Annotated in this window: 26 protein-coding genes; 12 read left to right on the top strand and 14 right to left on the bottom strand. The window is 70.2% G+C overall.

Annotation, left to right across the window (positions count from 1 at the left end):
- Positions 1-80 precede the first annotated feature (80 nt).
- The 3 genes from M3M55_RS04695 to M3M55_RS04705 all read left to right on the top strand — a co-directional run bounded on the left by M3M55_RS04695 (position 81) and on the right by M3M55_RS04705 (position 2595).
- Positions 81-623, top strand: coding sequence for a hypothetical protein (locus M3M55_RS04695; RefSeq protein ID WP_249011669.1), 543 nt, complete (start codon positions 81-83; stop codon positions 621-623).
- Entirely contained in the window at positions 620-1474 is an 855-nt protein-coding gene (locus M3M55_RS04700) for a hypothetical protein (RefSeq protein ID WP_249011670.1), read from the top strand. Before M3M55_RS04695 ends, M3M55_RS04700 begins: the two co-directional genes overlap by 4 nt.
- 155 nt (positions 1475-1629) lie before the next feature.
- Positions 1630-2595, top strand: a complete 966-nt coding sequence (locus tag M3M55_RS04705) for a hypothetical protein (protein WP_249011671.1) — start codon at positions 1630-1632, stop codon at positions 2593-2595.
- Between the two features lie 267 nt (positions 2596-2862).
- Here M3M55_RS04705 and M3M55_RS04710 read toward each other — a convergent pair whose 3' ends face one another.
- From M3M55_RS04710 to M3M55_RS04720, 3 genes are all read right to left on the bottom strand, one after another.
- Entirely contained in the window at positions 2863-3279 is a 417-nt protein-coding gene (locus tag M3M55_RS04710) for a GFA family protein (protein WP_249011672.1), read from the bottom strand.
- Between the two features lie 222 nt (positions 3280-3501).
- Positions 3502-3900, bottom strand: a complete 399-nt coding sequence (locus M3M55_RS04715; protein WP_249011673.1) for a PIN domain nuclease — start codon at positions 3898-3900, stop codon at positions 3502-3504.
- On the bottom strand, positions 3897-4100 hold the full coding sequence (locus M3M55_RS04720) for a type II toxin-antitoxin system VapB family antitoxin (RefSeq protein WP_249011674.1): 204 nt from the start codon (positions 4098-4100) through the stop codon (positions 3897-3899). Before M3M55_RS04720 ends, M3M55_RS04715 begins: the two co-directional genes overlap by 4 nt.
- 221 nt (positions 4101-4321) lie before the next feature.
- Here M3M55_RS04720 and M3M55_RS04725 point away from each other — a divergent pair, with 221 nt between their 5' ends.
- The gene (locus M3M55_RS04725) at positions 4322-4807 is read left to right on the top strand and encodes a hotdog fold domain-containing protein (protein WP_249011675.1); all 486 of its coding nucleotides are present in this window, start codon (positions 4322-4324) and stop codon (positions 4805-4807) included.
- 38 nt (positions 4808-4845) lie between these two features.
- The gene (locus M3M55_RS04730) at positions 4846-5409 is read left to right on the top strand and encodes a carbonic anhydrase (RefSeq protein WP_249011676.1); all 564 of its coding nucleotides are present in this window, start codon (positions 4846-4848) and stop codon (positions 5407-5409) included.
- 107 nt (positions 5410-5516) lie between these two features.
- On the opposite strand, the gene M3M55_RS04735 is transcribed toward M3M55_RS04730, so the two are convergent.
- The 8 genes from M3M55_RS04735 to M3M55_RS04770 form a co-directional block, all read right to left on the bottom strand.
- Positions 5517-6431, bottom strand: a complete 915-nt coding sequence (locus M3M55_RS04735; RefSeq protein ID WP_249011677.1) for a hypothetical protein — start codon at positions 6429-6431, stop codon at positions 5517-5519.
- Positions 6432-6727: 296 nt separating this feature from the next.
- Entirely contained in the window at positions 6728-8557 is a 1830-nt protein-coding gene (locus tag M3M55_RS04740) for a phosphoenolpyruvate carboxykinase (GTP) (protein WP_249011678.1), read from the bottom strand.
- A 76-nt stretch (positions 8558-8633) separates the two neighbouring features.
- Entirely contained in the window at positions 8634-9071 is a 438-nt protein-coding gene (locus M3M55_RS04745; protein ID WP_249011679.1) for an NADH-quinone oxidoreductase subunit B family protein, read from the bottom strand.
- A gap of 65 nt (positions 9072-9136) precedes the next feature.
- Positions 9137-10531: an NADH-quinone oxidoreductase subunit C gene (locus tag M3M55_RS04750; RefSeq protein ID WP_249011680.1), complete on the bottom strand. Its 1395-nt coding sequence runs from the start codon at positions 10529-10531 to the stop codon at positions 9137-9139.
- A gap of 53 nt (positions 10532-10584) precedes the next feature.
- Positions 10585-12057, bottom strand: a complete 1473-nt coding sequence (locus M3M55_RS04755) for a proton-conducting transporter membrane subunit (protein ID WP_249011681.1) — start codon at positions 12055-12057, stop codon at positions 10585-10587.
- On the bottom strand, positions 12050-12667 hold the full coding sequence (locus M3M55_RS04760; RefSeq protein WP_249011682.1) for a hypothetical protein: 618 nt from the start codon (positions 12665-12667) through the stop codon (positions 12050-12052). The genes M3M55_RS04755 and M3M55_RS04760 overlap by 8 nt, the downstream gene beginning before the upstream one ends.
- The gene (locus M3M55_RS04765; RefSeq protein WP_249011683.1) at positions 12664-13593 is read right to left on the bottom strand and encodes a respiratory chain complex I subunit 1 family protein; all 930 of its coding nucleotides are present in this window, start codon (positions 13591-13593) and stop codon (positions 12664-12666) included. The genes M3M55_RS04760 and M3M55_RS04765 overlap by 4 nt, the downstream gene beginning before the upstream one ends.
- Entirely contained in the window at positions 13590-15215 is a 1626-nt protein-coding gene (locus M3M55_RS04770) for a proton-conducting transporter membrane subunit (protein WP_249011684.1), read from the bottom strand. The genes M3M55_RS04765 and M3M55_RS04770 overlap by 4 nt, the downstream gene beginning before the upstream one ends.
- 648 nt (positions 15216-15863) lie before the next feature.
- On the opposite strand from M3M55_RS04770, the gene M3M55_RS04775 reads away from it, so the two are divergent.
- A complete protein-coding gene (locus M3M55_RS04775) occupies positions 15864-16223 on the top strand; it encodes an ArsR/SmtB family transcription factor (RefSeq protein WP_371878727.1) in 360 nt (119 codons plus the stop codon).
- Positions 16224-16516: 293 nt separating this feature from the next.
- Here the strand turns inward: M3M55_RS04775 and M3M55_RS04780 are convergent, their stop codons facing one another.
- Positions 16517-17953 (bottom strand): TetR/AcrR family transcriptional regulator, encoded by a 1437-nt coding sequence (locus M3M55_RS04780; RefSeq protein WP_249011686.1) that lies wholly within the window; start codon positions 17951-17953, stop codon positions 16517-16519.
- 193 nt (positions 17954-18146) lie between these two features.
- Here M3M55_RS04780 and otsB point away from each other — a divergent pair, with 193 nt between their 5' ends.
- The 3 genes from otsB to M3M55_RS04795 all read left to right on the top strand — a co-directional run bounded on the left by otsB (position 18147) and on the right by M3M55_RS04795 (position 20658).
- Positions 18147-18983 (top strand): trehalose-phosphatase, encoded by an 837-nt coding sequence (gene otsB, locus M3M55_RS04785; RefSeq protein ID WP_249011687.1) that lies wholly within the window; start codon positions 18147-18149, stop codon positions 18981-18983.
- A 21-nt stretch (positions 18984-19004) separates the two neighbouring features.
- Positions 19005-19550: a hypothetical protein gene (locus tag M3M55_RS04790; protein ID WP_249011688.1), complete on the top strand. Its 546-nt coding sequence runs from the start codon at positions 19005-19007 to the stop codon at positions 19548-19550.
- A 160-nt stretch (positions 19551-19710) separates the two neighbouring features.
- Entirely contained in the window at positions 19711-20658 is a 948-nt protein-coding gene (locus M3M55_RS04795; protein WP_249011689.1) for a prolipoprotein diacylglyceryl transferase family protein, read from the top strand.
- On the opposite strand, the gene polX is transcribed toward M3M55_RS04795, so the two are convergent.
- Positions 20588-22351 (bottom strand): DNA polymerase/3'-5' exonuclease PolX, encoded by a 1764-nt coding sequence (gene polX / locus M3M55_RS04800; protein ID WP_249011690.1) that lies wholly within the window; start codon positions 22349-22351, stop codon positions 20588-20590. The genes M3M55_RS04795 and polX overlap by 71 nt on opposite strands.
- A 418-nt stretch (positions 22352-22769) precedes the next feature.
- Between polX and trxA the strand changes: the two genes are divergently transcribed.
- Together trxA and M3M55_RS04810 are read left to right on the top strand one after the other, a co-directional pair.
- A complete protein-coding gene (gene trxA / locus M3M55_RS04805) occupies positions 22770-23099 on the top strand; it encodes a thioredoxin (RefSeq protein WP_249011691.1) in 330 nt (109 codons plus the stop codon).
- A 283-nt stretch (positions 23100-23382) separates the two neighbouring features.
- A complete protein-coding gene (locus tag M3M55_RS04810; RefSeq protein WP_249011692.1) occupies positions 23383-24279 on the top strand; it encodes an NAD(P)-dependent oxidoreductase in 897 nt (298 codons plus the stop codon).
- Between the two features lie 163 nt (positions 24280-24442).
- Here M3M55_RS04810 and M3M55_RS04815 read toward each other — a convergent pair whose 3' ends face one another.
- Positions 24443-25762 (bottom strand): alanine racemase, encoded by a 1320-nt coding sequence (locus M3M55_RS04815; protein WP_249011693.1) that lies wholly within the window; start codon positions 25760-25762, stop codon positions 24443-24445.
- Positions 25763-25857: 95 nt separating this feature from the next.
- Between M3M55_RS04815 and M3M55_RS04820 the strand changes: the two genes are divergently transcribed.
- Positions 25858-26442, top strand: a complete 585-nt coding sequence (locus tag M3M55_RS04820; RefSeq protein WP_249011694.1) for a cupin domain-containing protein — start codon at positions 25858-25860, stop codon at positions 26440-26442.
- Positions 26443-26626 lie beyond the last annotated feature (184 nt).

The raw sequence follows: 26626 nt of genomic DNA on the forward strand, positions 1-26626 counted from the left end.
CCGCAGCGCGAGGCCCGATGCTCGGAGCTGACCGACGGGCCGTCCTTCGGGCGCCCGGTCACACGTCACGGAGAGATGCCATGCACGCCGATCAGGCAGGTCACGTCCACACGTTTGCCGACGACGCCGCGTCCGGGCGCGGCACGGGCCACGGGCTGCGACTCAGAGGCAGGACCGGTCCCAGGGTCACCGTGGTGATCGCCACCGCCCTGACCGCCCTGGTGATGTGCCCCGTCGGCACCGGGGCGACGGTCAGAGCGCAGGTCGACCAGATCAGGTTGACCGCCGTGGCCGCCCGGGGGTCGCACAAGCCGCCTCCGCCACGCAGCCGCTCCTGTCCTCCGGTGCGCTTCCAACGCAACCTGAACGCCTTCAGCGATCTGCGGGCTCGCAAGCTGAGCTGTGCCCAGACACGCAGCATCCTGGCGAAGCTCTCCTTGCGCTACGGCAGCGGCAGCGGCCGCGGACATGCGGTCATCACAACGGGTTCACTGACTGTGCGCTGCGTCTTCGTCCGCCGTGCCGTCACGTTCGACGGGCAGGTGGTGCTCGGAGGCCCCGGTCGCTGCAGCGGCCCCGGCGCGCGCCTGCTCACCTTCCACGGCGTCCAGTACTCCCAATGACGGGCTCGGGGGATCACGCCGCCGGGACCGGCGGCACCGGCACGTCAAGGAGCTCGCGGGGAGGGCGGCAGCTGGCCTCGCCGCTCCGGCTGCTGGCGATCGTCGGCCGAGTCCGGGTGGCGCTGCTCGGGCGCCGAGCGGGGCTGCTCGGCCTGGCCCTGTGTGCGGGTGCGGCTGTGGCCGGGGTGGCGTGGGCTGGGGCGCCGGTGAGCGGCAACCCGCAGGCGGTGGCGCTGGCCCGCGCGGAGGTCCGGGCCTATCTCAGCGTCAAGGTCGTCAGCTACCACCAGAGCGGCTACATCGAGCTCAACGACCAGGAGGGCAGCACCTCCTACCTCCAGTTCCGCTACTACGAGGACAGCCTCGCACCGGGGTACAGCTGGACGCGGGAGAGCATGTTCGTCGCCCTGCACGCCGGGGATGTCGTCTGGTACCGCGACGAGCTGATACCCCCGCCGTGCCACGCGGCGGGGGTCTGCCATCGCATTCCCGCCGAGGTGGTCGGCGAGCGCGTCCGAGGTATCGACGGCGCCTTCGCCGCGTTCGGCACACCCGCCCGCCACACGTGCTTCTTCGCGCTGAGCGTCGGCACGCTCAGGCTCGGGGCGTCCTTTGCCGGCGCGACCGGCCGCTACGCCGCTCCCGTCTGGCGGGGACGGACCGTCCGTCTGACCAGGGCCGTTCCCTACCCGGGAGGCCGGGCGCTGATCTCAGCCGTCGACTCCCGCCGTACCCACCTGACCTTCACCCAGCGCATCGTCCTGCCCACCGGACATGTCATCAGCACCGTTCTCGGCTACCCCCGCGCCACCGTTACACCGGCCGCACCCCGACTCCGGTTCTGCCGATGAAGCTCGCCCGCGGAGCATCAGCCCTGGTGGGGGTGCTGCTCGCGCTTGTGCTGCCGGTACCGGGGGCGGCGGCATCCGGACTGAGCTGGGGAAGGCCATTCAGGGTCCTTCCCGCCGTCAGTGGCTCACACTCTGGCAACGACTACAGAATGTTCGTGGCCTGCCCGGTCAGCTCCCGCTGCACGGTCATGGGCATTCCAGAGATCGACGGGTTCGCTCATCAGCTCCTCGTCATCGCCAGCTTTGACCCGGCGGCGCCCAAGCGGGTGCGGCACGGATCCTTTGGCACCGGCACGGCCTCGTTGCTCGGTTTCGCCTGTCCGGCGCCGAGCCTCTGCCTCGCCGTCAACGCCCTTGGGGAGGTGATCTTCAACCCCGGCGCGCCCCGCCCGGTCTGGCATCCGCTGCTGCCCCCGCCGCCGCCGGGTGGTGGGAGCCTGACCGGCGCGCTCGCCTGCCCGACCGAGCAGCAGTGCACCGCCCTGACCGACGGCGGTCAGGAGCTGACCTTCGATCCCTCCGCGCCAGGAGTTGCCGCTCCCGTCAGCGTCGACCCCAACGACCCGTTTCCCTACCAGGACTCGGGTGATCTCTCCTGCCCGACGTTGGGGGAGTGCGTCGCCATCTCACTGAACAGCAGGGTCAGCTTCAACCCGCAATCGCCCGGGCGCCCGGTGGCCTCACCGTTTCCAGGCGCGCTTGGCGTCGCCTGTCCGGGCCCCCGGCAGTGCACCGCGATCGGTACGACCGCGGCGCTCACCTTCGATCCGCTGTCAACGGCTCCCCCGGGTCAGGGAACGACCATCGACGCGAACGCGCCCCTGACGGGCGATCTCGCCTGCCCGACCGGCCGGCAGTGCATCGCCACCGACGGTGTGTCGGCCATCACCTTCGACCCACAGGACCCGCGGCCCGTCATCGGGCCACGGGTGGCCAATGCCGATCTGCAGGTGGCCGTGTGCCCCTCCTCGCGCCTGTGCGTGGCCGTCGACGGCAATGGGACGGTGAGGGTTGGTCACGCCCCAGTCCACGGCGGACGCCGGCACCGCGGTCAGGGTGGCTCGAGCCGCGCGCGGGCACGCCTTGACGGGTCCGCGTCGACGGGCGCGTCGCGCTGGTGATGCTGCGGATCCCGCTCGATCGTCTCGGACGGAGGCTGCTCACCCATCAGGTCCGGCTGCAGGTCAGCGTGCAACTGCTGGACGCCGGCCGGATCACGGAACGGGGCACCCTCATCTTCGGCCGGCCCCGAGCGGGCGCCGGTCCGAGCCTGACGCCGGCGGTGGAGATCATCGGGTGGGCTTCTCCGGGCGGGGTGGGCTCCTCCGGGCGGCGAGGCACGCCTCGTCTGCGCCGTCCCCCACCCTGGGACGGGGATCACGACCGTCTCAGCGCGCTGGTCCGGGGTGGCGCTCGAGCCCGTCCTCAGGGATCGGCTCCCACACGGCCGCGTCGGCGGTGAACTGTCGGAAGCTCGGGCGGACCTGCGGGTCGCCGTCGATCACGCCGAGGCGGACGCCCATCTGAGCGGGGTCCTCCGGCAGGCGGGAGAACAGGTGCGAGCCACAGACAGAGCAGAACAGCTTCTCAAAGCCCCCGTCCGGGTGGCGCCAGCCGCGCAGGAGCTCCTCGCCGGCGTCAATGGTCAGGGTGGCGGCATCAATCCGCGCCTGGGCGGACGCGGCGGCACCCGTGCGGCGCTGGCAGCGGGTGCAGTGGCAGTAGCCGGCGCGGGGCGGGACCTCGCTGAGGCTGAACCGGACTCCGCCGCAGTTGCAGTGGCCCGTGAGGGCGCTTGTGGACATGACCAGGAGGATCGCACGGCCGGCCGGCCGCCGGCAACGACCCAAATCGTGCCCTAGTGCTCCTCCCGGCGGGGCTGGGCACGATTTGGGTCGCTGGGGGCACCCAATCGTGCTCGCGCCCGCCCGCCGGTGCGGAAATGCGCGATTTGGGTCGTTTGAGGCGGCGTCGAGGGCCGACAATCGGACCCGGACGCCGCCGGAGCCGAGCGGGCCGGCGATCTCTCAGCCCCGGTAGATGCGCAGCGCCGTGCAGGTCGCGAGACGGTCAAAGTCGTGGTCGGCGTGCAGCAGGGGAACGTCGGCCCGCACACACGGGGCGGCGATCAGGCAGTCGAGCGTCTTACGGATCGTGACCCCGCTCCGGCGTGCGCTGCGGTACAGATCGGCCGCGAGCGCGAAGTCGTCGAGGGCGCTGAGCCGAAGAACCGGGAACGCCTCAAGGTGGTGGCGGACCGCCGCCACCTCACGGTCGGTCCGCAGCCCCTGCAGCACCTCGCAGAAGACGATGTCGGTCAGTGCCACCGGCTCACCGGCTCCGATCAGCGCGATACAGGTGCGCGCCGGGCCTGTCTCGGTTCCGTTGAGGACGTCGATCCAGACACTCGTGTCGACGACGATCACTCCGGCCCGTGTCCCTCGCGGGAGCGCACGAGATCTCCCTCCCAGTGCACCTTCCCCCGCAGATCGAGCAGACCGAGGCGCCGCTCTCGTGCCACCACCTCACGGAGGGCGAAGTCAACCGCCTCCCGTTTGGTGGCGATGCCCGTCAGGCGCCGGACCTCGGCGAGCAGCTCGTCGTCGATGTCGATGTTCGTCCGCATACACATAGGTATACACCTGCGGTCGGTCTGTGAGTGGAGCGCCGCAGGCCCGCCACCCGCCCGCCGGACGCCGCCCACCGGACAGCGCTTGCACGCCCGCCGCCGCCGCCGCCCGCCGGACGCCGCTCACACGCCGCTCACACGCCGCTCGCACGCCGGACGCCGCCCCGCCCCGCCCGTCACAGCGCCGTCGCGGGGAACCGCTCTAGCATCCCGCCCGCGTGCCCGCCTCGTCACCGCTCATCCGCCTCTATGACCGTCTCGACGGGCTCCCGTTCGGCCGCCGGGTGTTCTCGATCGCCTACCAGGCCGCCGCCCCCTACTTCCTCACCATCCCCGCCCGGGTGACCGCCGTGGCTCCCGGGGAGGCGCGGGCGGAGATGGGACATGCCCCGTGGGTGTCCAACCACCTCGGGACCGTGCACGCCATCGCGCTGTGCAACCTCGCCGAGTACACGATGGGCGCCGTCGCCGAGGCCACCGTCCCCGACGGCTACCGCTGGATCCCGAAGGGAATGAGCGTCGACTACCTCGCCAAGGCGCGGGGCCGGATGGCCGCCCACGCCGTCCTCCGCCTCCCCGAGCCGCTCGGCGACGCCCAGGAGGTGCCGGTCCAGGTCACCGTCAGAGATCCCGCCGCCGTCCCCGTCTTCACCGCCCAGATTCGCATCTGGATCACCACGAACGCCCCGAAGGAGACCCCGTGAGCGACCCCGCCGCCCCCGCCCGACCCACCCCCGCGCCGATGCCCGCCGACCCCGGGCTGCCCGAGCGCCCGGACCGGGCCGGTGAACCCACAGTCACCGGCCCGGCCACCACGATCGATGACCTTGTTTCCAACAACGCGGCCTATGCCGACGCTCTGGCGCCTGCCCATCTGCCCGTGGAGCCCGCGCGGCGGATTGTGATCGTGACATGCATGGACTCTCGGATCGACGTGTTCGCAGCGCTCGGTCTCCACAACGGAGAGGCGCACATCGTGCGCAACGCCGGTGGGGTCATCACCGATGACATGATTCGCTCACTCGCGATCTCCCAGCGCAAGCTCGGCACTCGGGAAATCATGCTCATCCATCACACGGACTGTGGCATGCAGAAAGTCAGTGACGATGCGTTCCGCGCCGAACTGCAGGAGGCAACCGGCATCGCGCCGGCGTTCGCGATCGAATCTTTCACTGACGTCGAGGCTGACGTGCGACAGTCCATCCTGCGCGTCCGGCGCAGCAGCTTCGTTCCGTACCGCGACGTTGTCCGCGGCTTCGTCTATGACGTGGACACCCACTTGCTGTCAGAGGTCGAGTGCCCCTGAAGCTGGGACGGCGAATGTGTCCCAGCGGGCCGGCCGGCCAGGAGACTGATCCGGTGGATCGATCGTCGTGGTCGGCCTGACCCAGGCTGGGTTCGTTTGCCCGAGGCTCAGACCGGGTCACCGTTGGCGTGCCGATCGGGAACCTCGAGTGAATGGCTGTTGCATCCGAGCAGAACAATGGCCGCGGTCGCCCGTGTCAGTCGTGTCAACGTCACAAGCTGTGCCTGCTCGACCCTGTGTGCGTCGCCCCGGGTACCCCCAACGTATTCCTCCAAGGCGTAGGTGAGTGCGGTGCCCTGGTGTTCCCATGCCCGGCGATGATCAAAGCACATGGGGCGACTCAGGAGTCGAGCCCCGCAGACGACGTTGATCGTGCCCTCGTGCAGGGCGATCCTGATGGAGCCAAAGGCCGGGTCGTGCGCCGGTCGACGGAGCCGCTGATCGAGCGCCTGCACGGCAGCGTACTCGTGGGCGGCCAGCGAAAGCCATGCCTCCCTGGCCGTGGCGAGATGGCTGGCGCTACGTTCGCCCGTGGGACGCGAGATGGACACAGCATCGAGCCGGCCCGGCGCCGTTTGCACGTCGAGCGCGGCTGCGAGGTGGTATGCGGTCACGTCATTGCAGGGGTGCAAGCGCAGATCGAGCTTGCCCGCTCTCGTGGCGAGTTCAGCGGTGACGGAGTGGACGGCGGCGTCCAGGACGGCCGCTCTCGGCTCTGGCGCGTGAGCGTTCCCGGCACCGGCCACGTTGGATGTGGCGAGAAGTAACAGTGCCGCCACGTCGATGGCGCGCTCAGTGAGCGCCGCGGCGGTGTCATAGCTCAGAGGGTGTCCGGTGCCCGCCGACCCGAGCACGGCACGGAGGGACGCGGTGGCCTCCTTGCCGGCTTCAGTGGGGATGGCGTAGGTGAGTTCACCGGCGAGGATCGATTCCTCATGCCGGGCGAGGCGCTCAGCCAACTGTTGGCCGAGCTGGGCCCGGCGATCGGTGCACGTGGTCCTGCGGGCGGTCAGTGGCGCCACCGCGAGGATGAGCTCGGCGCTCGCGTTCGCGCCCGCAGCGCTGAGTGCGTCGGCGTTCCCGGCATCCGCAGTTCCGAACGTACGGAGGAGGGTGTCAGAGGCTGCTGCGGCCGCATTGACTGCGGCCTGGAACATCGGGCCGGGTGCCTGCTCGGTCCGGCGCGCGGGCGCTTGGCGGACATCTGTGAGCACGCGGTCGAGCGACTCACGCCAGATACCGTCGCATCCAGGCGCCGCTCCGGCATCGCCGAAGCGGAAGGTCACCGGCCGGTGCACCGAGACCTCGGGCGGCCGCTTCAGCGGCGCGTGAGCCGTCGCTCGAGCGCTTCGAGCGACTCCCCAAGCCGGGAAGGGAGGCGCGAGCCGAACTGAGCGAAGTGCTTGCGTATCAGCGGCACCTCCGTGCGCAGCTCGTCCTCGTCGACGGCCAGCGCCCGCCTGAGCGCGCCGGGAGCGAGTTTCAGGTCGGTCAGGTCGAGGTCCTCGGGCGTGGGGATCAGTCCGATGGGCGTCTCCTCCGCGTGGGCGAGTCCGTCGCAGCGGCGGAACACCCAAGCCAGGACGCGGGCGTTCTCCCCGTACCCGGGCCACAGGAACCGACCCTCGGGGTCCTTGCGAAACCAGTTGACCTGGAAGATCTTCGGGAGCTGTGCGTCCGTGCGTGAGCCGAGCGTGAGCCAGTGGTCGAAGTAGTCACCCATGTGATAGCCGCAGAACGGCAGCATCGCGAACGGATCAAAGCGAAGCTCCCCGACCGTTCCCGCGGCGGCGGCGGTCTTCTCCGAGCTCATCGTTGCGCCGAGAAAGACGCCATGGCACCAATCGAAAGCCTCACGTACCAAGGGAACGACGCCTGCTCGACGGCCCCCAAACAGGATCGCGTCGATCGGTACGCCGGTGGGATCCTCCCACTCGGATGCGATCACCGGGCATCGGGCCGCCCCAACCGTGAAGCGTGCGTTCGGATGCGCCGCCGGCTTTCCGTCGGCCGGGCTCCAGTCATTTCCCTGCCAGTCGATGAGATGGTTCGGGATCTCGTCGGTCATGCCCTCCCACCACACGTCACCGTCATCTGTGAGCGCACAGTTGGTGAAGATCGTGTCCCGGTTGATGGCGGCCATGGCGTTTGGGTTGGTCTCGTATCCGGTCCCCGGCGCGACGCCGAAGAACCCGGTCTCGGGGTTGATCGCATAGAGGCGACCATCTTCACCAAACGTCAGCCATGCGATGTCATCGCCGAGGGTCTCGACCTTCCAACCCTTGATGGTCGGGATCAACATCGCCAAGTTCGTCTTTCCGCACGCGGATGGGAACGCGGCAGCGATGTACTTGACCCCGCCCTCTGGCGAGGTGAGCTTGAGGATCAGCATGTGCTCGGCAAGCCACCCTTCATCCCGGGCGATCACCGACGCGATCCTCAGGGCCAGACACTTCTTGCCGAGCAGCGCGTTGCCGCCGTAGCCCGACCCATAGGACCAGACCTCACGGGTCTCGGGGAAGTGAACGACATGGGTCTGTTCCGGATTGCAGGGCCAGGGCACGTCCACGACGCCGTCCCGGAGTGGGACGCCGACGGAGTGCACGCAAGGAATGAAGCTCGCCTCGTCAGTGAGGGCGGCGAGCGCCGCGCTGCCCATGCGGGCCATGATGCGCATCGAGACGACGACGTAGGGGGAGTCGGTGAGCTGGACGCCGATGGAGCAGATGTCCGATCCGGCTGGGCCCATCATGAACGGGACGACATACATCGTCCGGCCGCGCATGGACCCCCGGAACAGCTCCATGAGCATCGGCCGCATCTGCTGCGGGTCACGCCAGTTGTTGGTTGGGCCCGCGTCCATCTGGCTGCGTGAGCAGATGAAGGTGCGATCCTCGATGCGGGCGACATCCCGCGGATCTGACCGCGCAAGATAGGAGTTCGGACGCCTGAGGTCGGCAAGGCGGGTGAACGTTCCGGCGTCGACGAGCTGTTGGCAGAGCCGGTCGTACTCCTGCTCGGAGCCGTCGCACCACTGGATCGCCGCCGCCTGCGTCCACTCGGCGGTCTCCTGCACCCAGGTGAGCAGCTGCACGTTCATGACCGGTGAGGCGAGCGCGTCTGTGCCGCTGGGGGTTGGGGGCGTCATCGAGACTCCTTTCGGACCGACAGAGGGTCAACACGACGTGCCGACCACGTTCTCAAAATCTTATAAGAGTTGAAGATTAGTTGCGTCTGGGTGACAGCTGCGGGCCTGACCCCTCGGCCGGCCGGGGACGCTGGAGGGCTGCGGTGAGCGCCGCCGCGATCGCCGCGGGTGTCGGCGGGCAGCCGGGGATGCGCAGGTCGATCGGAAGGATCGTCTCGAGTGGACCGGCGAGCTCTGCCTGGGTACCGAGGAGGTTGCAGCCGAGGGCGCAGTCGCCGAGTGCGGCGACGACCCTCGGTTCGGGCATCGCGGCGTAGGCCGTGCGGAGCGGTCCGGCCATACGCGTGGTGATCGCGCCGGTGATCAGCAGCACGTCGGCGTGGCGCGGGGAGGCGACGATGTTCAGCCCGTATTGCTGAAGGTCGTAGAGCGGATTGGTGGCGGCGGTCAGTTCGTGTTCGCACCCGTTACAGGAGCCGGCGTCGACATGGCGAAGCGCAAGGGAGCCCCGCACACGCGACGATGCCGGGGCTGTGTCACGGCGGAGGAGACGAAGATGGTGGAGCAGTACGAACACGGTTATCGGTCTGCGCAGGCGTAACAGAGCTCAAAGCTCTTGTTGATGAGTGGGAAGTCGGGGAGCAGCTCGCCGGCCATCGTGTGCGCGAGGATGGGCCAGTTGGCGTAGGAGCCGGTGCGGAGGTGCAGCGCCGCCAGACGACCGCCGTCGTTCTCGATCACACACACCGTCTCCCCGCGCGGGCTCTCCACACGACCGATACCGATGGGGCTGACTGGACGAACGTGTTGCAGCCCGCCGTGGGCTGCGGGTTGGCAGAGCAGCTCGTCCAGAAGGTCGAACGATTGGCGAAGCTCAAGTGCGCGTTGGTTCATTCGCGCCGCCACGTCACCGGACGAGGTCGGCGCGACCGCCGCCGCAAATCCGTGGTACAGAAGGCGGGGGCTGTGGTGACGATGGTCGCGGTGCACGCCTGACGCACGCGCGACGGGACCGACCGCGCCGAGCCGCACCGCGTCGGCGGTCGAGAGTGTCGCGACGCCGTCAAGCCGGCGCTGGAGCGAGGTGACGAACCGCAGTTCCCGCCAGTAGGAGTCGTGCTCGTGACGGATTGTCGCCAGCTCGCGTCGCATGGCGGCCGCCTGATCGCGGTCGAGGGTGACCGAGCCCGTGCCGAGCTTGACGGTGTCAAAGAGGAACCGGTGTCGAGTGAGACGATGATTGAGGCGCTGGACGCGTTCTTTGAGGGCGGCGTACGCCATGGTTCCGGGGGCGAAGCCGACTCCGGCGCAGATTGCGGAGACGTCATTGAGGTGGTTGTAGACGCGCTCGAGCTCGAGCAGAATGGTGCGCCCGCGGCGCACGTGCTCGTCGGGTTCGCACCCGAGCGCCGCCTCACAGGCATGAACGTAGGCGACGGTGTTGGCGACCGAGCAGGCGGCGCACATCCGTTGCGCGTACGCGATCCCATCCTCGAGTGGCCGTCCGGTCGCCGCGGTCTCCAGGCCGCGGCGCTTGTAGAAGAGCCGCACGTCAAGGTGGAGGATCCGCTCACCGACGACGTGGAAGCGGAAATGGCCGGACTCGATCACGCCCGCATGGACCGGGCCGACGGCGACCTGATGGACGTCCTGGCCGGACGTCGGCACCGTCCAGGCTTCGAGCGCTTGTTGGTGGTCGAGGAGGGGACGAAGGGGCTCGTGCCCCGCGAAGTCGATCCCGTGCAGATCATGGGCCTCACGCTCGTCCCAGCCTGCGGCTGGAATGGCGTCCACGATTGTGTCGACCCCTCGCTCCGCGGCTTCGCAGGTGATCAGCTGCTCGCCGGCGGGTGTACTGAACAGGGCCCGAACCTGCACGGCTCCTGGAACGCGACGGCTGGCGAAGAGCCCACCGAACTGGCCGCCCTGGGCGTGCGCGTCAAGGCATGCCCGGCGCCAGGCTTGGGCCGGCACGCGTGTGATCTCGGGCGAACCCGGCACACCGACGGAAGGGCGACGCGGGGTGCTCACGTGAGCCCGCCCATCAGCATGCGTACAGCCGGCGATCCAGGCAGCAGGTAGGCGCAGGCCGATAATGCGAGCAGGCCAAATCCCATCGCCCAGGCGAGGCGCTCAACGGCACGGACGCTGCGTCCGCGCTGCCATCGGTGGTGTTGCTCGCCGCCGAGCAGTCCCTCGATGAGCGCGTGGGCGAGCCCGAGGAAGCCGAGGGCGAGCAGAGCTGCGGCGAGGACCGCGACAACGAGGTGCCCGCCGGCGATCCCGCCGGCCAGGATGAGCAGTTCGCTGAAGAACAGGGGTGAGGGGGGTAATCCGCTGAGCGCTCCAAGGCTGACTCCGATGGCCGTCGCGGTGCCGGTGCTGAGCCTCGCGATCCCTCGCGGGGGATGCTCACCGGCCTCGGCCTGATGCTGCAGCAGGGGAATCGCGGCGTAGAAGCCAAGTGCCTTGGCGAGTGCGTGCCCAGCCAGGTGCAGCACGACGCCGGCGGTCGCCAGCGGGTTGGCGAACCCGATACCGAGTGCCAGCACCCCCATGTGCTCGAGGCTCGAGTAGGCCAGCAGCCGCTTCCAGGGAAGTGGCCGCCACAGGAACGGGACGGCGATCGACAGCGACGCCAGCCCGAAGCCCATCAGGATCGCGTCCCCGACCCCGGGATGTAACGCAGGACCGAGCGTGACCAGGACTCGCCAGGCGACGAGGATCACGGTCGGCAGCAGCGCCCCGGACAGCATCGCGCTGATCGGTGGGGGTGACTCGCTGTGCGCATCGGGAAGCCAGTTGTGGACCGGGGCCCAGCCGATCTTCGTCGCCAGGCCGCCGATGATCAACAGGAACGCCAGCAGCGCGGCATGCCGGGAGAGCGAGCTGCGATGACGCGCGATGGACTGCCAGTCCAGCGTTCCGAGGACACCACCGTGCGGTGCCAAGCCGACGTACAGCACGAAGATCCCGGTCAGCGCGACGGTCAGACCGAAGGTCGTCAGTACGAGGTACTTCCATCCCGCCTCCAGGGCTGAACGTCGGCCGCTGTAGGCGACCAGCAGCGCGGAGGCACCGGTGGTCGCCTCCACCAGCAGCCACGCGACGGCGAGGTTGTCAACCAGTGGGACCGCGAGCAGCGCGGCCCAAAACAGGTGGAACCCCAGGTAGTACCAAGTTCGTGCCCGGGAGGAGGCGAACAAGCTGTGCTGCGTGCCGGTCAGGTACCCGGGGGAGACCAGGGCGCTGAGCACTCCGATGACCGCGACCACGGCGAGGAAGGCGCCGCTGGCACCGTCGAGGACGTACCACGTCCCGCGTATCGGATCGGCGCTGTGGGTGAAGGCCACGATGGCAAGCAGGCTCGCGGCGGTTGCGGTGACCAGTGCGCCGAGCAGGTGGATGCGGTCCGCGCCTCGCGGGGTGCGCGCGAACTGGATGAGCAGTCCGCAGGCCACCGGCAGCGCCGGAACGGCGATGACGAGTCCCTCAGTCACGGAGGTCACCCAGCAGGGAGGTGTCCCCGGTCCCGAACTCCTCGTGGATCTTTGCGCTGAAGGCGCCGGCGACGGATACGACGACGACGAGGTCGAACACCAGTCCGAGTTCGATGAACACCGGGAAACCCTTGGGGGCGGCGAGCGCGGCAAGATAGATCCCGTTCTCGACAACCAGAAAGCCAAGGGCTTGAAACACGGCGGGGCGGCGCACGACGGCGATCGCGATCCCGAGTGCGACAAGCCCGACGGCGGTGTGCTCAACGGCCACCTGCGCCAAACCGATGTCGGGCATGAGCGCGACGACCGCCAGCGCGACCGCCAGCGCGACCGTCAGCCGTGCCAAGGGGTGACGCTCGGACGCCATCCGTCCTGGCTCGCGGGTGCGGGAGACGACGGCTGCGAGGAGCGCCGGGAGGGCGATGGCCTTGGCGACCAGAACGATGCCGGCGACCAGCAGCACAGTTGACGCTCCCGCGGCCTGTGAGATCGCCTGCGCGCCGAGCACCAACGATTGCAGTCCGACGAGCGCGATCGCGACGGAGCGGCGCCGTACGACGACGACACCGAGCGCACTGAGCCCGACGATCCAGATCACGGCGTGGCTCACACCCCACCGCCCGCGAACCAGCTCGCCAAACCGAGCAGGCACACCACTGCGCCTCCACCCAATAACAACGGAACCTGCAGGATCCGCATCTTCGCCTGGGTTGTCTCAGTGAGTGCCAGCAGCACGCACCACAGTGGGAGCGCCACCGTCAGCAGTCCCAACCGCGCCAGGAAGGGGCCTGGCTGGGGGAGGAACAGCTCCGTTGCGAGGGCCACCATGATCCAGTGCCGTGCTGCGGACGCCCACTGCAGGAACGCGAGTTCACGCCCGGCGTACTCAAGCAACGGGCCCTCGTGCACCATCGTGAGCTCGAGATGGGTGTCGGGGTTGTCGATCGGTTGGCGGCCAGTCTCCGCCAGGAGCACGAGGAGAAATCCGAGCAGTGCCGCCCAGTGAGCCGGCTGGCCCCAGACGCCGGAGCGAGTCGCGGCGAGGCTCAGTGCGACGAGGCTGGTGCTGTGAACGGGCATTGCCACGAGCACCACCGCCAGGAGCATGACCCCTTCCGCCGGGACGGTGAAGGTGAGGTCGCGGCTCGCTCCCATCAGCCCGAACCCGCCGCCCGTGTCCCAGGCGGCGAGCGTGATGGCGAACCGGCTGAGCGCGAGCAGCCCGACGAGCACCAGTGCGTCGTGCCCCACCGGCCAGTCCGGTGATCGAGCTCCGATCGGCACGAGCACGAGAGCCACCAGCAGCGAAGCGGTGACGAGCGACGGTGCCAGCTCATAGACCACGGTTCGTGGACGGGGCGACACGCCGCTCTTGTGCCACAGTCGCCGCAACTCGCGGTAGGGCTGTAGCGGGGAGGGGCCCGGGCGACCCTGCAGACGCGCCTTGATCTGTTGGGTCAGGCCGGGGATCATCGGGGCGAGAAGGATGCCGCCAAGCACTTGGATGACTCCGGCGGCCGCACGGTCGGCGGTCACGTGAGAACTCCCAGTTGCACGAGCGCCAGCAGCACCATCAGGAGTCCCAGGAGATAGACCAGATACGTTCGCAGACTCCCGGACTGCAACCGCCGGATGCGCCCGGCCATCCTCAGCGCTGCGGTCGTGACCGGCTCGTAGATCAGCGAGTCGAACAGATGGGGAACGTCAGCCTCATACCGTAACTCCTGGATGACTCCTGATTCGGAGTGGACGATCGTCAGGTCACGGGTAGGACGCAGCACGTTCTCCAGCAGGATCCTCAGTGGCTTTGTGAATCCCGCGGACGTCCAGGCGAGAGCCGGCACGGTCGCCTGCCCGCACGTCCATGCTGGTGTGGGCTCGGCGCGCCCGTTGCGACTGGAGCGCCAGAGGGTGACGGTGAGCAGCGTGAGCGCCAATGCGAGCGGCAGGGCGGGAAGGCCCCCGGTCCCGGGGAGATCGACTCCCGCGTGAACCGAAAGCAACCCCGTGTGATGGTGGAGCCGCTCGAGGGTCGGCACCAGCACGCCGGGGATGATGCCGAGCAGCAGACACAGCGACGCGAGCAGGACCAGCGGCCACCGCATTCCGACGCCCGCTTCACGAGCGGCGTCAGCCCGTGTCGTTCGTGGTGGCCCGAGCAGGACGAGACCGATCACCTTGACGAAGCAGAACACGGCGAGCGCGGCGGTGGCGCCCAGTGCCGCTGCGGACGCGGCGGCCACGAGTGAGACGCCGAACCTGCCGAAGAGCGAAAGGTGAAGCAGGGACTGCAGGATCATCCACTCTGAGATGAACCCGTTGAGCGGCGGGACACCCGCGATCGCCGCCGCGCCGACCATGAATGCCGCACCGGTCCACGGCATCCTGCGCAGCAGGCCACCGAGCCCGTCCAAACCCAGACCGCCGACTTGGGCGGCGAACGACCCGGCTCCGAGAAACAACAGCGCCTTGAAGATCGCGTGGTTGAGCACGTGTAGGAGCGCCGCAGCAAACGCGATCGCGCTCCATTGTGGTCGACCGATCGCCGCGAAAACCAACGACGCGCCCAATCCCAGCAGAATGATTCCCACGTTCTCAATCGAACTGAACGCGAGCAAGCGCTTGAGTTCATTCTGAAAGAGCGCATACAGCACTCCGCCCAGCGCTGACAGCACCCCAAGGCCCAACAGTGTCAATCCCACCCACAGGGGCGTCGGTCCGTCCCATTCAAACAGCACACGAATCAGGCCGTACAGCGCAACTTTGATCATCACTCCCGACATCAGCCCCGAGATCTGCGCCGGGGCAAGGGGATGCGCGCGCGGGAGCCAGGAATGCAGCGGAACCGCGCCGGCCTTGGTGCAGAAGCCGATGATTGCCGCGATGGCAACGAGGCCGCGCAGACCATCGCCGTGAAGGGGAACACCAGCGAGCGCGCCGTGATCGGCCAGCACGAGCATGCTCACCCACACGCCGACCCCACCGAGATGGGTGATCGCCAGATAGGCGAAGACGTCTCTGCGCGCCGGCTCGTCGTGACGGCCGATCAGGATGAGTGCGGCAGGGAGCAGCGTCATCAACTCCCAGAATCCGAGGAAGGTCGTGACATCCCGCGCCATCACCAGGCCGACCAGCGAGAGACAGAACGCGCCGGTCAACGCCGCCGTCATCCGAGCGCCCGCCGTCATCCGCGCGCCGGGAGTGTCGGCCAGTGCGCCACGCGCCCACCCGAGGGCTGGGACGGCGACGACCCCGAGGATGAACAGGAAGAAACCACTCAGACGATCGATCCCGAACGCTGGAGAAAACCCACGGCCGAATTGCGCACCGACTGCAGCCGCACCAAACAGGACCGCTGCCCCGGCCGCTCCGATCATCGCCATCCCCAACGCCTCCAGCAGGAGCGCCCAGCGCGTCCTGCCTGCCAGGCTCCCGACGAGACCGCAGGCCACCAACACCGCCCCGGCGGCACACAGGGTCGCTGGAGGGCTCACCTGCGGTGTGCCCCAGGCGTCGGCGCACTCGGCGGCGCGACGGGCGGCGCCGAGTGTTGCGCGTCACTGGTGGCGGGAGCGTCGCCAGCCCGGTGATCACGTTCAGGATGCGCGTCGAACACTGGTGGGAATAGTATCTAAGAAACTTAGAAGTTAATGAGATATGATGCGATGCTGGTCCTGGGTCGACCGGGGGCGAGCTCGGGTGAGCCCCCAGTTCGCTGCAGTAGAGTCGGACCACTTGGCACGTCGGATCCACCTATGTCAAAACCACGCCCGTCCGCTCATCCTCCAACCGCTGCCGTTGAATCCGTGCGCGGGCACGCGCACGTCCGGTCGGACCCGGTTTACGTCGCCAAGGCTCAGCTCTTTCGGGTTCTCGGCCATCCTGTCCGGGTGAGGATTCTGGAGCTGCTGGTCGACGGCGAACGTTCGGTCGGAGACCTCCAGGTCCGGCTGGACCTCGACTCCAGCGGCACCTCCCAGCACCTGGCGGCGCTCCGTCAGCTTGGGATCTTGGAAAGCCGTCGGGAGGGTACGAGCACCTATTACCGGCTCAAGGATCCACGTGTCTCGCAGCTTCTCGCGGTCGCGAAGCAGATCCTCGCGTCGGTGCTCTCAGACTCCCAGGCTCTTCTCGGGGATCTGACCCAGCCGCCAGCGGCGCCGTAGCATCGATCGCCGAGGCGGCCGCGGGGTCGGCGTGGCGGGGTCGGTCTCAGGATCCGATGGTCGGCGCGCCCGCCCCGCTGAGCGCGGCACCGGACCGCAGCTCCGGCCCCGGGCTGCGCCCCAGCTCGCTGGCGAGGCGGGAGAGGAAGCCGGCAAGGTCGCTGTGGCGGTCAGGATCCCCGCCCTCGAGCGGCGGGCGAGGGTCGCCTTCCGTTCGGCCGCCAGCGCGGTGAAAGCCGCCTCACCCGCCGGTGTGGGCCGTGCCCGTCCGTGCCGGGGCAGGCCCCGGTCGGTCAGCTCGGGCTGGGCGGCGTGGGCGCGGTCCAGGGGGACGTCGGTGCTGGCGGTGGGGGCGTCGACGTTGAGCCGGGGGTGTGGTGGGGACTGCCGCCCTGGCGGGGGATCGGCTCGGGTGCGGTGGAGATCGTCGCGAGCAGCCGCCAGACCGAACGCAGCAGCCGAGCGGGGGTGAACGCGTCCGGCTCGGTGATCGCCAAGCGGCCGATCTCCTCCCCGATCGTCAACAGCATCCGGGCGATCGCCTCAACCTGATGGCCCGGGGTGTCCGGTGCATCGGCGTAGATGACGTAGCCGACGAGCGGTTCGATCCGCTTGGCGAGCGCGGCGCGGCGGCGGTTGACGATCCGCTGCAGGATCCGCGGCGCATTCTCGGGTCGCAGCAGGGCCAGCCGCCAGGTGAGCGGATACGCGCAGGCGGCGCTGAGGAGACGATGGACGGAGTCAAAGAGGACCTCGTCAGCGGCATACCCGCCCGGATCCTGGGGGATCAGCCCGGCCAGGGTCGCCCGGACCCGCTGATCCTCGCGGTGCATCAGCGCGGTGATCAGCACTCCGAGGTTGGCGAAGCTGCGGTAGATGACCACGCGGTTGACCTCGGCCCGGCGGGCGATCGCCTCCATCGTCAGGGCGCCGAACCCCTCCTCGGCGACGAGCACGAGGGCGACGTTGAGCAGCTGCTCGCGCCGTTCGGCCTGGGGGACCCGGCGGCGCGGGTCCGGGGCGCAGAAGCGTGCGCTCAGCTCCTCCATCCGGGCCGGCGGGGCGATCTCCGGACGCGGCGGCGGCGTGTCGGCGCGTGCGGTCGCCGGCGTCGGCGGGATCACCGCGAGCAGGTCGATGGTCGCGGCGGCGAGCCGGTCGGGGCTGAACCGGCGCGGGTGGGCGAGCATCAGCCGGGCCGCGTCCTCACCGATGGCGACCAACAGCCGGGCGGTGAGCTCGTGATCGAGCCCGCGCGGGCCGCCGCGGGCGGGGAGCCCCCAGTCCAGCAGCGCCCGGATCCGGCCGGCCAGCTCCCCCCGGCCGCGTTGGAGCCGGAAGTTCAGCTCGGCCGAGTTCCCGGGCGGGGGCATCAGCACGAGCCGCCAGGAGCTCGGATCCTCCCGGACGGCGGCGAGGAACGCGTTGATCGTGTCGATCAAGAAGCGGTCGGGGCTCGGGTCGCTCGGCACCCCGTCCCCGAGGATCGCCGCGAGCTGGCCGGTCACCCGCCGGTCCGCACGCTCGATCAGGGCGAGCAGCAGCGAGCCGAGATCGCCGAAGGTGTCGTAGATGACCGGGCGGGTGACGCCGGCGGCCTGGGCGATCGCCTCGACGGTGATGTGGGAGAAACCGGCCTCCGCCAGGACCGCCATCGTCGCGTCGAGCAGCTGCTCGCGCCGGTTCTCCGGGGCCAGCCGCGGGGTCCGGGAAGTGCTGTTGGCCGCCACAGCGGGCAGACTCGCAGACCCCGCGGCGCTTTGCATCCCCGCCGGACCCCGGTCCGACCCCCTGCCGGTCCGCTCGCGCCCCATGTCCACACGGTCCGGACGTCGAACCCGCTGCGGCACGCGCGGCCGGCCGCCGCGGCAAGCGCGGCTGCACCCGCCCACCCGGAACCGGGGCCGCGCCATACTTGGTGACATGGCGATCGACGGATCCACCCGCGGCCTCAGCGCCCCCGACGAGGTGACCGCCGCCCTCGCGGTCTTCCGCGAGAACCCGGCGAGCGTCGCGGTGCTGCTCGACATCGACGGGACGCTCGCCCCGATCGTCGACCTCGCCTCCGAGGCGACCGTCCCGGAGATCACCCGGCAACTGCTGATGCGCGCCTCCCGCCGCTACCGGGCCGTCGCCTGCGTGAGTGGCCGGCGCGCCTCCGAGTCCCGGGCGATGGTCGGGGTCGGGATCATCACCTACATCGGCAGCCACGGCGCGGAGCTGCTCGAGCCGGGCTGGACCGAGGCGGTCCTCGACCCCGCCCTCGAGGGATGGGCGGACCGGATCGCCCGTTTCCGCCGTGACAGCGACACCGCGGAGCTGCGCCGCGCCCGGGTGCGGATCGAGGACAAGGGGCCGATCGTCGCCTTCCACTGGCGCGGCGCCGACGATGAGATGACCGCCCGGGAGGCCGTCGACGCGCTCGCCGCGCACGCCGCCGCGGACGGGCTGGAGATCCACTGGGGTCGCAAGGTGATGGAGGTCCGTCCGCCGGTGCGGATCGACAAGGGCGCCGGGGTTCGGGCGCTCGTGGCCCGCAGCGGCGTCACCCGCGCCCTGTACGCCGGCGACGACGTCACCGACCTCGACGCCTTCACCGCTCTGCGCGCCCTCCGCCGCGACGGGGTCCTCCAGCACTGCCTGTGCGTCGGGGTCGCCTCCGAGGACGGTCCGGCCGCGATCCGTGAGGAGGCCGACGTCGTCGTCGACGGAACCTCGGGAATGCTCGACGTGCTCGCGGCGCTCACCGCCGGTGAGTGAGCAGCGGCGCGGAGGGCGGCCGTGCGCTTTGGCGAGTTCCTGAGGACCGCGATGCTGGCGAGCGCGGCGTCCGCGAGCGCGCTGATTGTCGCGACGCTGATCGCCGTCAACGCCGACGACACCCCCGGGGTGCTGTGGGTCGCCCTCGGCTGGTGGGTGGCCGCGACCGGGATCGGCCTGTGGCTCGGACGGGGCGGCGCGGCGACGGCCCCGATCCGGTCGCTGCTGGCGGGCGCCCGGACCCAGGCGAGCCTGCCCGAACTCGTGCCGGCCCGCACCCTGCTGAACCGGCTGTGGCCGCTGCTCGGGGCGACCGTGGTCGCCGCCATCTGCGCGGCGATCCTCGCCCAGGTGCCCGCCGTCGTCGCCGGTTTCATGATCATCTGGGCCTTCGCCTGGCGCCACCAGCCCCAGGCGATCAAGGCGATCGAGGACCGTGACGGAGTTCGCTTCTACGTCGCCCCGACCCGCTTCTGGCAGCCGATCCGGCTCCTGCGCACCCCCGGCTTCCGGGCGACCCCGGTGGAGATGCCCGCGGCCAGCGCCCCGGCGGGAACACCGAACTGAGCCGGAGGGCTCGCCCGGCGGGCCGCCAGAGGGGGACCGTCACCGCCCCAACGACGATCGCGACCGGCGGGCACGAACTCCGGTTGCGCTCAGGTTGACATCCCGTTGCCCGCCCCCGTCCCCATCCCCGCCGGGCCGGGGTGATCTCTAGGATGGCCCTGTGCCGCTGCTCGCCTACATCCCCAGCCCGCCGGCCAACGGCTTTCACGTCGGCCCGTTCTTCTTCCACTTCTACGGGATCATGTACGTCATCGCGGTCGCGGTCGCGATCGTCATCGCCCGGCACGAGTGGGAGCTGCGTGGCGGCAGTCGCGAGCTGATCTACGAGGCGGCGTGGTGGGGATTCCCCGCCGGCCTCGTCGGCGGGCGGATCTACTACGACATCACCACCCCGCCCTCCCACGCCCCGTGGTACTGGCCGGTGGCGATCTGGGACGGCGGCCTGGGGATCTGGGGCGGTGTCGCCCTCGGCGCCGCCGTCGGGGTGTGGCGGATCCGGCGCAAGCTCAGCTGGCCCGAGACGCGCGCGTTCATGAACGTCGTCGCGCCGGTGCTGCTGTTCGCCCAGGCGATCGGGCGGATCGGTAACTACTTCAACCAGGAGCTCTACGGCAAGCCGAGCACGCTCCCGTGGGCGGTCCGGATCGCCCGTCCCGACTGGCCCGCCGGCTACCACGTCCCGCTCGCCTTCCAGCTCAACGGCGGCCGGTACGCGACCTTTGAGCCGAGCTTCCTCTACGAGCTGATCTTCGACATCTGCCTCGGCCTCTTCCTCGTCTGGCTCGGGCGCCGCGACAAGGTCCGCGCGCCCGGGATCTTCGCCCTCTACATCGGCGGCTACTCGGGCTACCGGATCTTCGAGGAGACGATCCGGATCGACTACTCCCAGTACATCCTCGGGATGCGCCTCAACTTCTGGATCGCGATCCTCGTCTCCCTCGCCGGGTTCACCTGGTTCGCCTACCTGCAGTGGTTCGGCCCGCGCGCGCGGCGGGAGCGAGCGGCCGGCGTCAGCCCCGCCGACGGACCGTTCACGATCACGTCACCCGGCGGCGAGCCCTCTGGGAGGGCAGTTCCCGCCGGAGCTGTCGCCAGGGCCGCGAGTTAGCGATCTCGGCCGGGCCGAGCCCGGCCCGGCGGGCGGTCGCGACGCCGTAGCGGTTGACGTCGAACCCGTCGGTCCGGTGCGCATCGGTGTTGATCACGATGAGGATCCCAGCCGCGGCCGCCGCGGCCGCCCAGCTCTCTGAGAGATCCCGGCGGACCGGGTTCGCGTTGATCTCCAGCAGCGTCCCGGTCGCCGCGGCCGCCGCGAGGACCGCCTCCAGGTCGAGCGCGTAACCGGGGCGGCGGTCGAGGCGCCGGCCGGACAGGTGGCCGATGCAGTCGACGTAGGGGTGCTCGATCGCCGCGACGATCCGGGCGGTCATCGCCGCTTCCGACAGGGCAAAGGACGTGTGGACGGAGGCGATCACCCAGTCGAGCTCGGCGAGCAGCTCATCCGGATAGTCGAGGGAACCGTCCGGGAGGATGTTCACCTCACTGCCGGCCAGCAGCTCGATCCCGTCGACCTCGGTCCCGCGGATCGCCGTAATGTGCTCGGCCAGCGCGCTCGCGGACAGGTCGGCGCCGAAGCCCATGCTCGCGGAATGGTCGGTGATCGCCAAATACTCATACCCGGCCGCCGCGGCGGCGGCGGCCATCTCCGCCACCGAGGCGGTCCCGTCCGACGCGGTCGTATGGGCGTGCAGGTCCCCGCGCAGGTCGGCGACGGAGACGAGCTCGGGCAGGCGGTGCTCGGCGGCGAGGCGCACCTCCCCGCGCCCCTCCCGCAGTTCCGGTTCGATGTAGTCGAGGCCGAGGCGGGCGTACACCTCCGCCTCGGTCGCGCAGCGGTGGGTGAGGCCGGTGGCGTCGTCGAGGATCCCGTACTCGGAGACGTGCAGTCCGCGCCGGACCGCGTACTCGCGCAGGTTGACGTTGTGCTCCTTGGAGCCGGTGAGGTGCTGGAGGACGTTGCCGAACTGATCGGGTTCGACGATTCGCAGGTCGACCTCGAGCCCGCTGTGGGTGCGCAGTCGGACCGCGTTCTCCCCCGGCGTGGAGGCGGAGGCGACGAGTTCGAGCGCCGCCGCCGCCCGGGTCAGCGCCGCCGGATCGGTCGCCGTCGCGACGATGTCGAGGTCCTTGACCGTCTCGGTCATGCGTCGGGCCGACCCGGCAAGGGCGACCCGGTCCGCCGCGGGGTGCGCGGCGATCGCCGTGACGAGCTCCTCGCCGACGGCGAGCGCGCGGTCAAGCAGTACCCGCCGGCGCGGCCCCTCGGCCTCATAGGCGTCAAGGGCCTCGAGGATCGCCGCCTCCGCCTTGGCGCCAAAACCCTTCAGCGCCTGGATCTGACCCTCCATGGCGGCCGTGCGCAGGCCGGGCAGGCCGTCGATCCCGAGCTCGTCAAAGAGCCGCCGCGCCCGTTTGGGCCCCAGTCCCGGCAGCCGGGTCATCGCCACCAGGCCGGGCGGGTACTTGGCGGTGAGCTTCGCCCGGGCGGGGATCTCCCCCTCATCGGCGAGCGCGCGGATCTTCTCCTGGATCGTCGCCCCGACTCCCGCCAGCTCGGTCGCCCGGCCGGCCCGGGCGAGCGCGGTCACGCTCACCGACGCGCCCCGCACCGCCTTGGCCGCATTCCGGTAGGCGCTGATCCGGTGGATCACCGCGCCGTCGAGCTCGTACAGGTCCGCGAGCTCCTCGAGGGCATCGGCGACCTCGGCGTTCGTCGGGTCCTGTCGGCTCGGTTCGGCCATGCCGAGTTGACCCTACCGCGCGTGGCCGCCGCCGGCCCGACAGCCGCACCGAGAACGGCAGCGCCGACAGCGAGTAGTCGACCGCCGGTGGCGACGATCGCGACGTCAGCCCGGCTCCGCTCACCGCCCGGCACGAGCCCGGCTCCGAACGCGGCTCCGCTCACCGCCCGGCACGATCCCGGCTCCGAACGGTTCGGTCTCGGGGGGCAAGGTGGCGCCGCCTGCCGGCGTGGTTGACTTCTGACTCCAGCGCCTGCTGGAGCCAGAGCGTGCGGTATGACTCGGTCGTGAGCGAACCGGCGCTGAGAGAGACGCGGTAGGCACCCATGCCGGGCCAGGATCTCAGCGATCCCCTCCGGGGTCACTATCCTAAATGAAGTAAAGGGAAGGCCGCGAGCAACCACAGAGGAGTCCCACCATGGCGGGCATCGTTTCTGAAGTCACCGACAACAACTTCCAAGCCGAGGTCCTCGAGTCCGAGGTTCCCGTCCTCGTCGACTTCTGGGCGCCCTGGTGTGGTCCCTGCCGCCAGGTCGGGCCCGTCGTCGAGGAGATCGCCCGGGAGAAGGGCGAGTCGCTCAAGGTCGTCAAGCTCAACACGGACGAGAACCAGCAGACCGCGATCTCCTACAACGTCCTGTCGATCCCGACCCTGATCGTGTTCAAGAACGGGGCGGAGGCCAAGCGCGTGATCGGTGCCTACCCGAAGAAGCGTCTCGAGGCGGAGATCGACCCGGCGATCGCCTAACACCCCGTCCCGCCGGCGGGCTCGGGGGCTCGGCCGCGCGCCCCGGCGGTCGGTGTCCCCGCCCGACCGGGGTATCGCGTGGGTTCACTGCGGCTCTTCGCCGCTCCGGCGCGACGGTGTCGCGTGAGTTCACCCCGGCCTCCGGGCGGGTATGTCCCCGGTGAGAGCGACTCGGCGCGGCCCGGCCGCGGAAGGAGACCACCATGCAGCAGAACGACCACGGCGGCGCGTATCCCCGCCAGCCCACACACCTCACGCGGCGGGTGCCGCAGGGGTGTGGCCGATGACGCGGGTCGCGGTGATCGGCCTCGGCGGGATGGGCAGCCGGATGGCCGCCCGCCTGCTCGCCGCAGGGCTCGAGGTGTGCGGCCACAACCGTACGAAGTCCAAGGCCAAGGCGCTCATCGCCGACGGGCTGGCGTGGGCTGACAGCCCCCGCGAGGCCGCCCGGGACGCGGAGGTCGTGATCACGATGGTGAGTGACGACAGTGCGCTCGCCGCCGTCACCGACGGTCCGGACGGGCTACTCGCCGGCTTGGGTGCGGACGCCGTCTACGTCGATATGAGCACGGTCAGTCCCCCGGCGAGCGCGGCGCTCGCCGGACGGGTCACCGCACTCGGCGCCACGATGCTCGACGCGCCCGTGTCGGGCAGCCTGCCCCAGGCGGAGACGGGCAAGCTGACGGTGATGGTCGGCGGCCCCGCGGACGCGTACGCCCGCGTCAAGGCGGTGCTCGGGCACCTCGGCCACGTCGTCCACGCCGGCGAGCAGGGGCACGGGCTCGTGCTCAAGCTCGCGATCAACCACAGTCTCGCGATGCAGGTGATCGCCGCCGCCGAGAGCCTCGCCCTCGCCGAGCGCGGCGGGGTCGACCGTGACGTCGTCACCCAGGTGATCACCGGTTCGGCCATCGCCTCTCCGGCGGTGACCGGTCGGCTCCCGCTGATGCTCGACCCGCCCGCGGACGCCTGGTTCCCCGTCACGCTGCTGCACAAGGACGTCCGTCTGGCGATCACTGAGGCGGCACGGGTCGGCGCCGCGCTCCCCGGTGCGCTCACCGCCGACGCGCTGCTCAGCACAGCCGAGGCGCTCGGCTACGGCGGCCGCGACATCGCATCCGTCTACGGGCTCCTGCACGACCACCCCGGCGAGGTCCAGACTGCGCTCGGGTCGAGCTGAGGCGCGGGTCGGCACCGGCTGGGCCCGGCGTGGCCGGGTGTGCTCGCCGGCCACGGTCGGGCCCTCGCCCGCCACGTGCCGAGGACGAGAGGGGAGAAGAGTGCCTCGAGGGCACGTCCCCCGTTGCTCTCTCTGGCCCGCGTCGGATCGCCCAAGCGGGCGCTCAGAAACGCGTGTGCACGGCGGCGACGATCCGCCGAGCGTCGTCGACGACCGGGATCACCGCCCAGCGATCGAAGGCGCCGCAGGGATGAGAGACAGTGAAGCCGACGAGATCACCGACGGCGACCGGCGCGTCCGGCTCGAGTCGCACCGTCGCATGCTGGTCATTGAGGCGCAGCACGCTCGCGCTCGACAGAACCACCTGGTGGCGTCCGTCACGCGAGCGCCACCAGCGTGGCGTCGGCAGCCGGATGTCGTAGGGCATGTCCCGCCGTCCCGCCCCGACCACGGCGACCTCCGCCTCCGGGCGGGAGAGGACGGCCCCCCACACCTCGATCGCGTTCTCGAGCGGTTCGGGCTCCTCACCGCGCCCCGCAAGGGGAGAGACCTCGGCGTAGAAGCCGCCGTCCTGGGAGATGTAGCAGCCGCTGCGCAGCAGGACCCGAAACCGATCGGTCCCAAACCGGGCGAGGACGCGGTCGAACAGGGCGCTGCCACCGGCGCTCACGAGCGGGTCAGTGAGCCTGCCCTCGGTGGTCAACGCGACGGTGATGGCGTGTACCTCCTCCAGTTGCGCGTCGACATCGGCGATCGTCGCCGCCATGTCCGCCGCGTCGATGCGCAGCCCCTCGAAGAACTCGACCCCGATCAGCTCGAGATGCTCTGAGGCGCCGACCGCATCAGCGACCGCTCGGGCGGTCTCGAGCGTCCGGGCGCCCGCCCGCCCGCCGGCCGTCCCGACTTCAAGCAGGACGGGCAGGCGCCGGGTCGCGGTGAGGCCGACGGCGCCCAGGTCCCGGCAACTGCGGGCCTGCCGGAGCTCGCGGTCCAGCAGCGCGACTCCGGCGACCGAGTCGACGAGACAGATGAGCTCGAAGGACGGGTCACGGTCCAGTTCTGCGGCCAGCCAGGCGATGGCGGCCGTTTCAACGAGCTCGTTCGCGCAGACGATCCGCCGCACCCCGAAGGCCCGCAACGTCCGGATCTGGGACGGGGTCGCGGCGGTCATCGCCCACGCGCCCGCGTCGATCTGGGCGGCGATCAGCTCAGGAGACATCGTCGTCTTGGCGTGGGGGGCGAGCAGAACGCCGCGGTCGGCGGCGAACCGCGCCATCCGGTCGACGTTGTGGACAAGCGCGGAAGCGCTCAGGAGCAGCAGCGGCAGCGGCAGCGTCCCGTCGAGCGCCTCGATTCCGGACGTCGCGAGCTGCGCAACTGACATCACCCGCTCGAGCGGGGCGCCCTTCCACCCGGGACGGACCTCCTCACGGAGCCGCCTCAGCGCCGCAGGGTCATATGAGGTCGAACCGGTCTCGATCACAGCGTGCGCCTCCAGGCCTTGACGTCACGGTCACGTCCAGTCATCCTGGACACTCACGTATATCGTTCATTCTCTCAGAACACAGGTGGGGTGGGTTGGATCAGGAACTGGCCACGATCGTCGGACAGCGAGTACGCCGGCTCCGGACCCAGGCGGGACACAGTCTGCGCCGCCAGGCGGAGCTGAGCGGCGTGTCCGCCTCCGCCCTGTCGGCGCTCGAGAACGGCCGCGGCGGCATGTCGATCGCCGCTCTGCAGCGCGTCGGCGCCTTCTTCGACCTGACCATCTGTGACCTGCTCGACGTTCCGGAGGACAGCGTCAGGACGGGGTCGCGACCGCGGATCGAGGTCTTCTGTCCCGGCGACGCGGTCGCTCACACGGTCGAGCGCGGCAGCGGCGTCGCCTACCAGGTGCTCGGGCGCGGGGCCGGTCATGCCCTGGCGCCGTATGTCATCTCCTTCGCCCCCGGTTCCGGCTATGACGCGGACCGCATCGCCCACCCGGGGGAGGAGTTCACCTACGTCGTCTTCGGTGAGGTCGAACTGTTCCACGGGGACGAGCGCCGGCCGGTACGCCAGGGGGAGGCCGTCCGCTTTGACACCGACATCCCGCACGCGTTCGCCAATCCGTCGGCCAGCCTGGCGGCCGTGATCGTCGGCACGGCAACACCCCCCTGGTGAGAGGAGCCACGATGAGCCAGACCCACACGATCGACCCGACCCGTATCCATCACCGCTGGGACAACCGGTACGCCCCGGCGCTCACGGTCGCCTCCGGTGATGTCATCGAATACGACCTGCTGATGTGCGGGCACGGTCAGTGCCATGAGGGGGCGAGCTTTGGGGGGTCTTGTGACGTGTTCGT

Origin of the sequence: Conexibacter sp. DBS9H8 (assembly GCF_023330685.1) — a bacterium.
Classification (GTDB): domain Bacteria; phylum Actinomycetota; class Thermoleophilia; order Solirubrobacterales; family Solirubrobacteraceae; genus Palsa-465.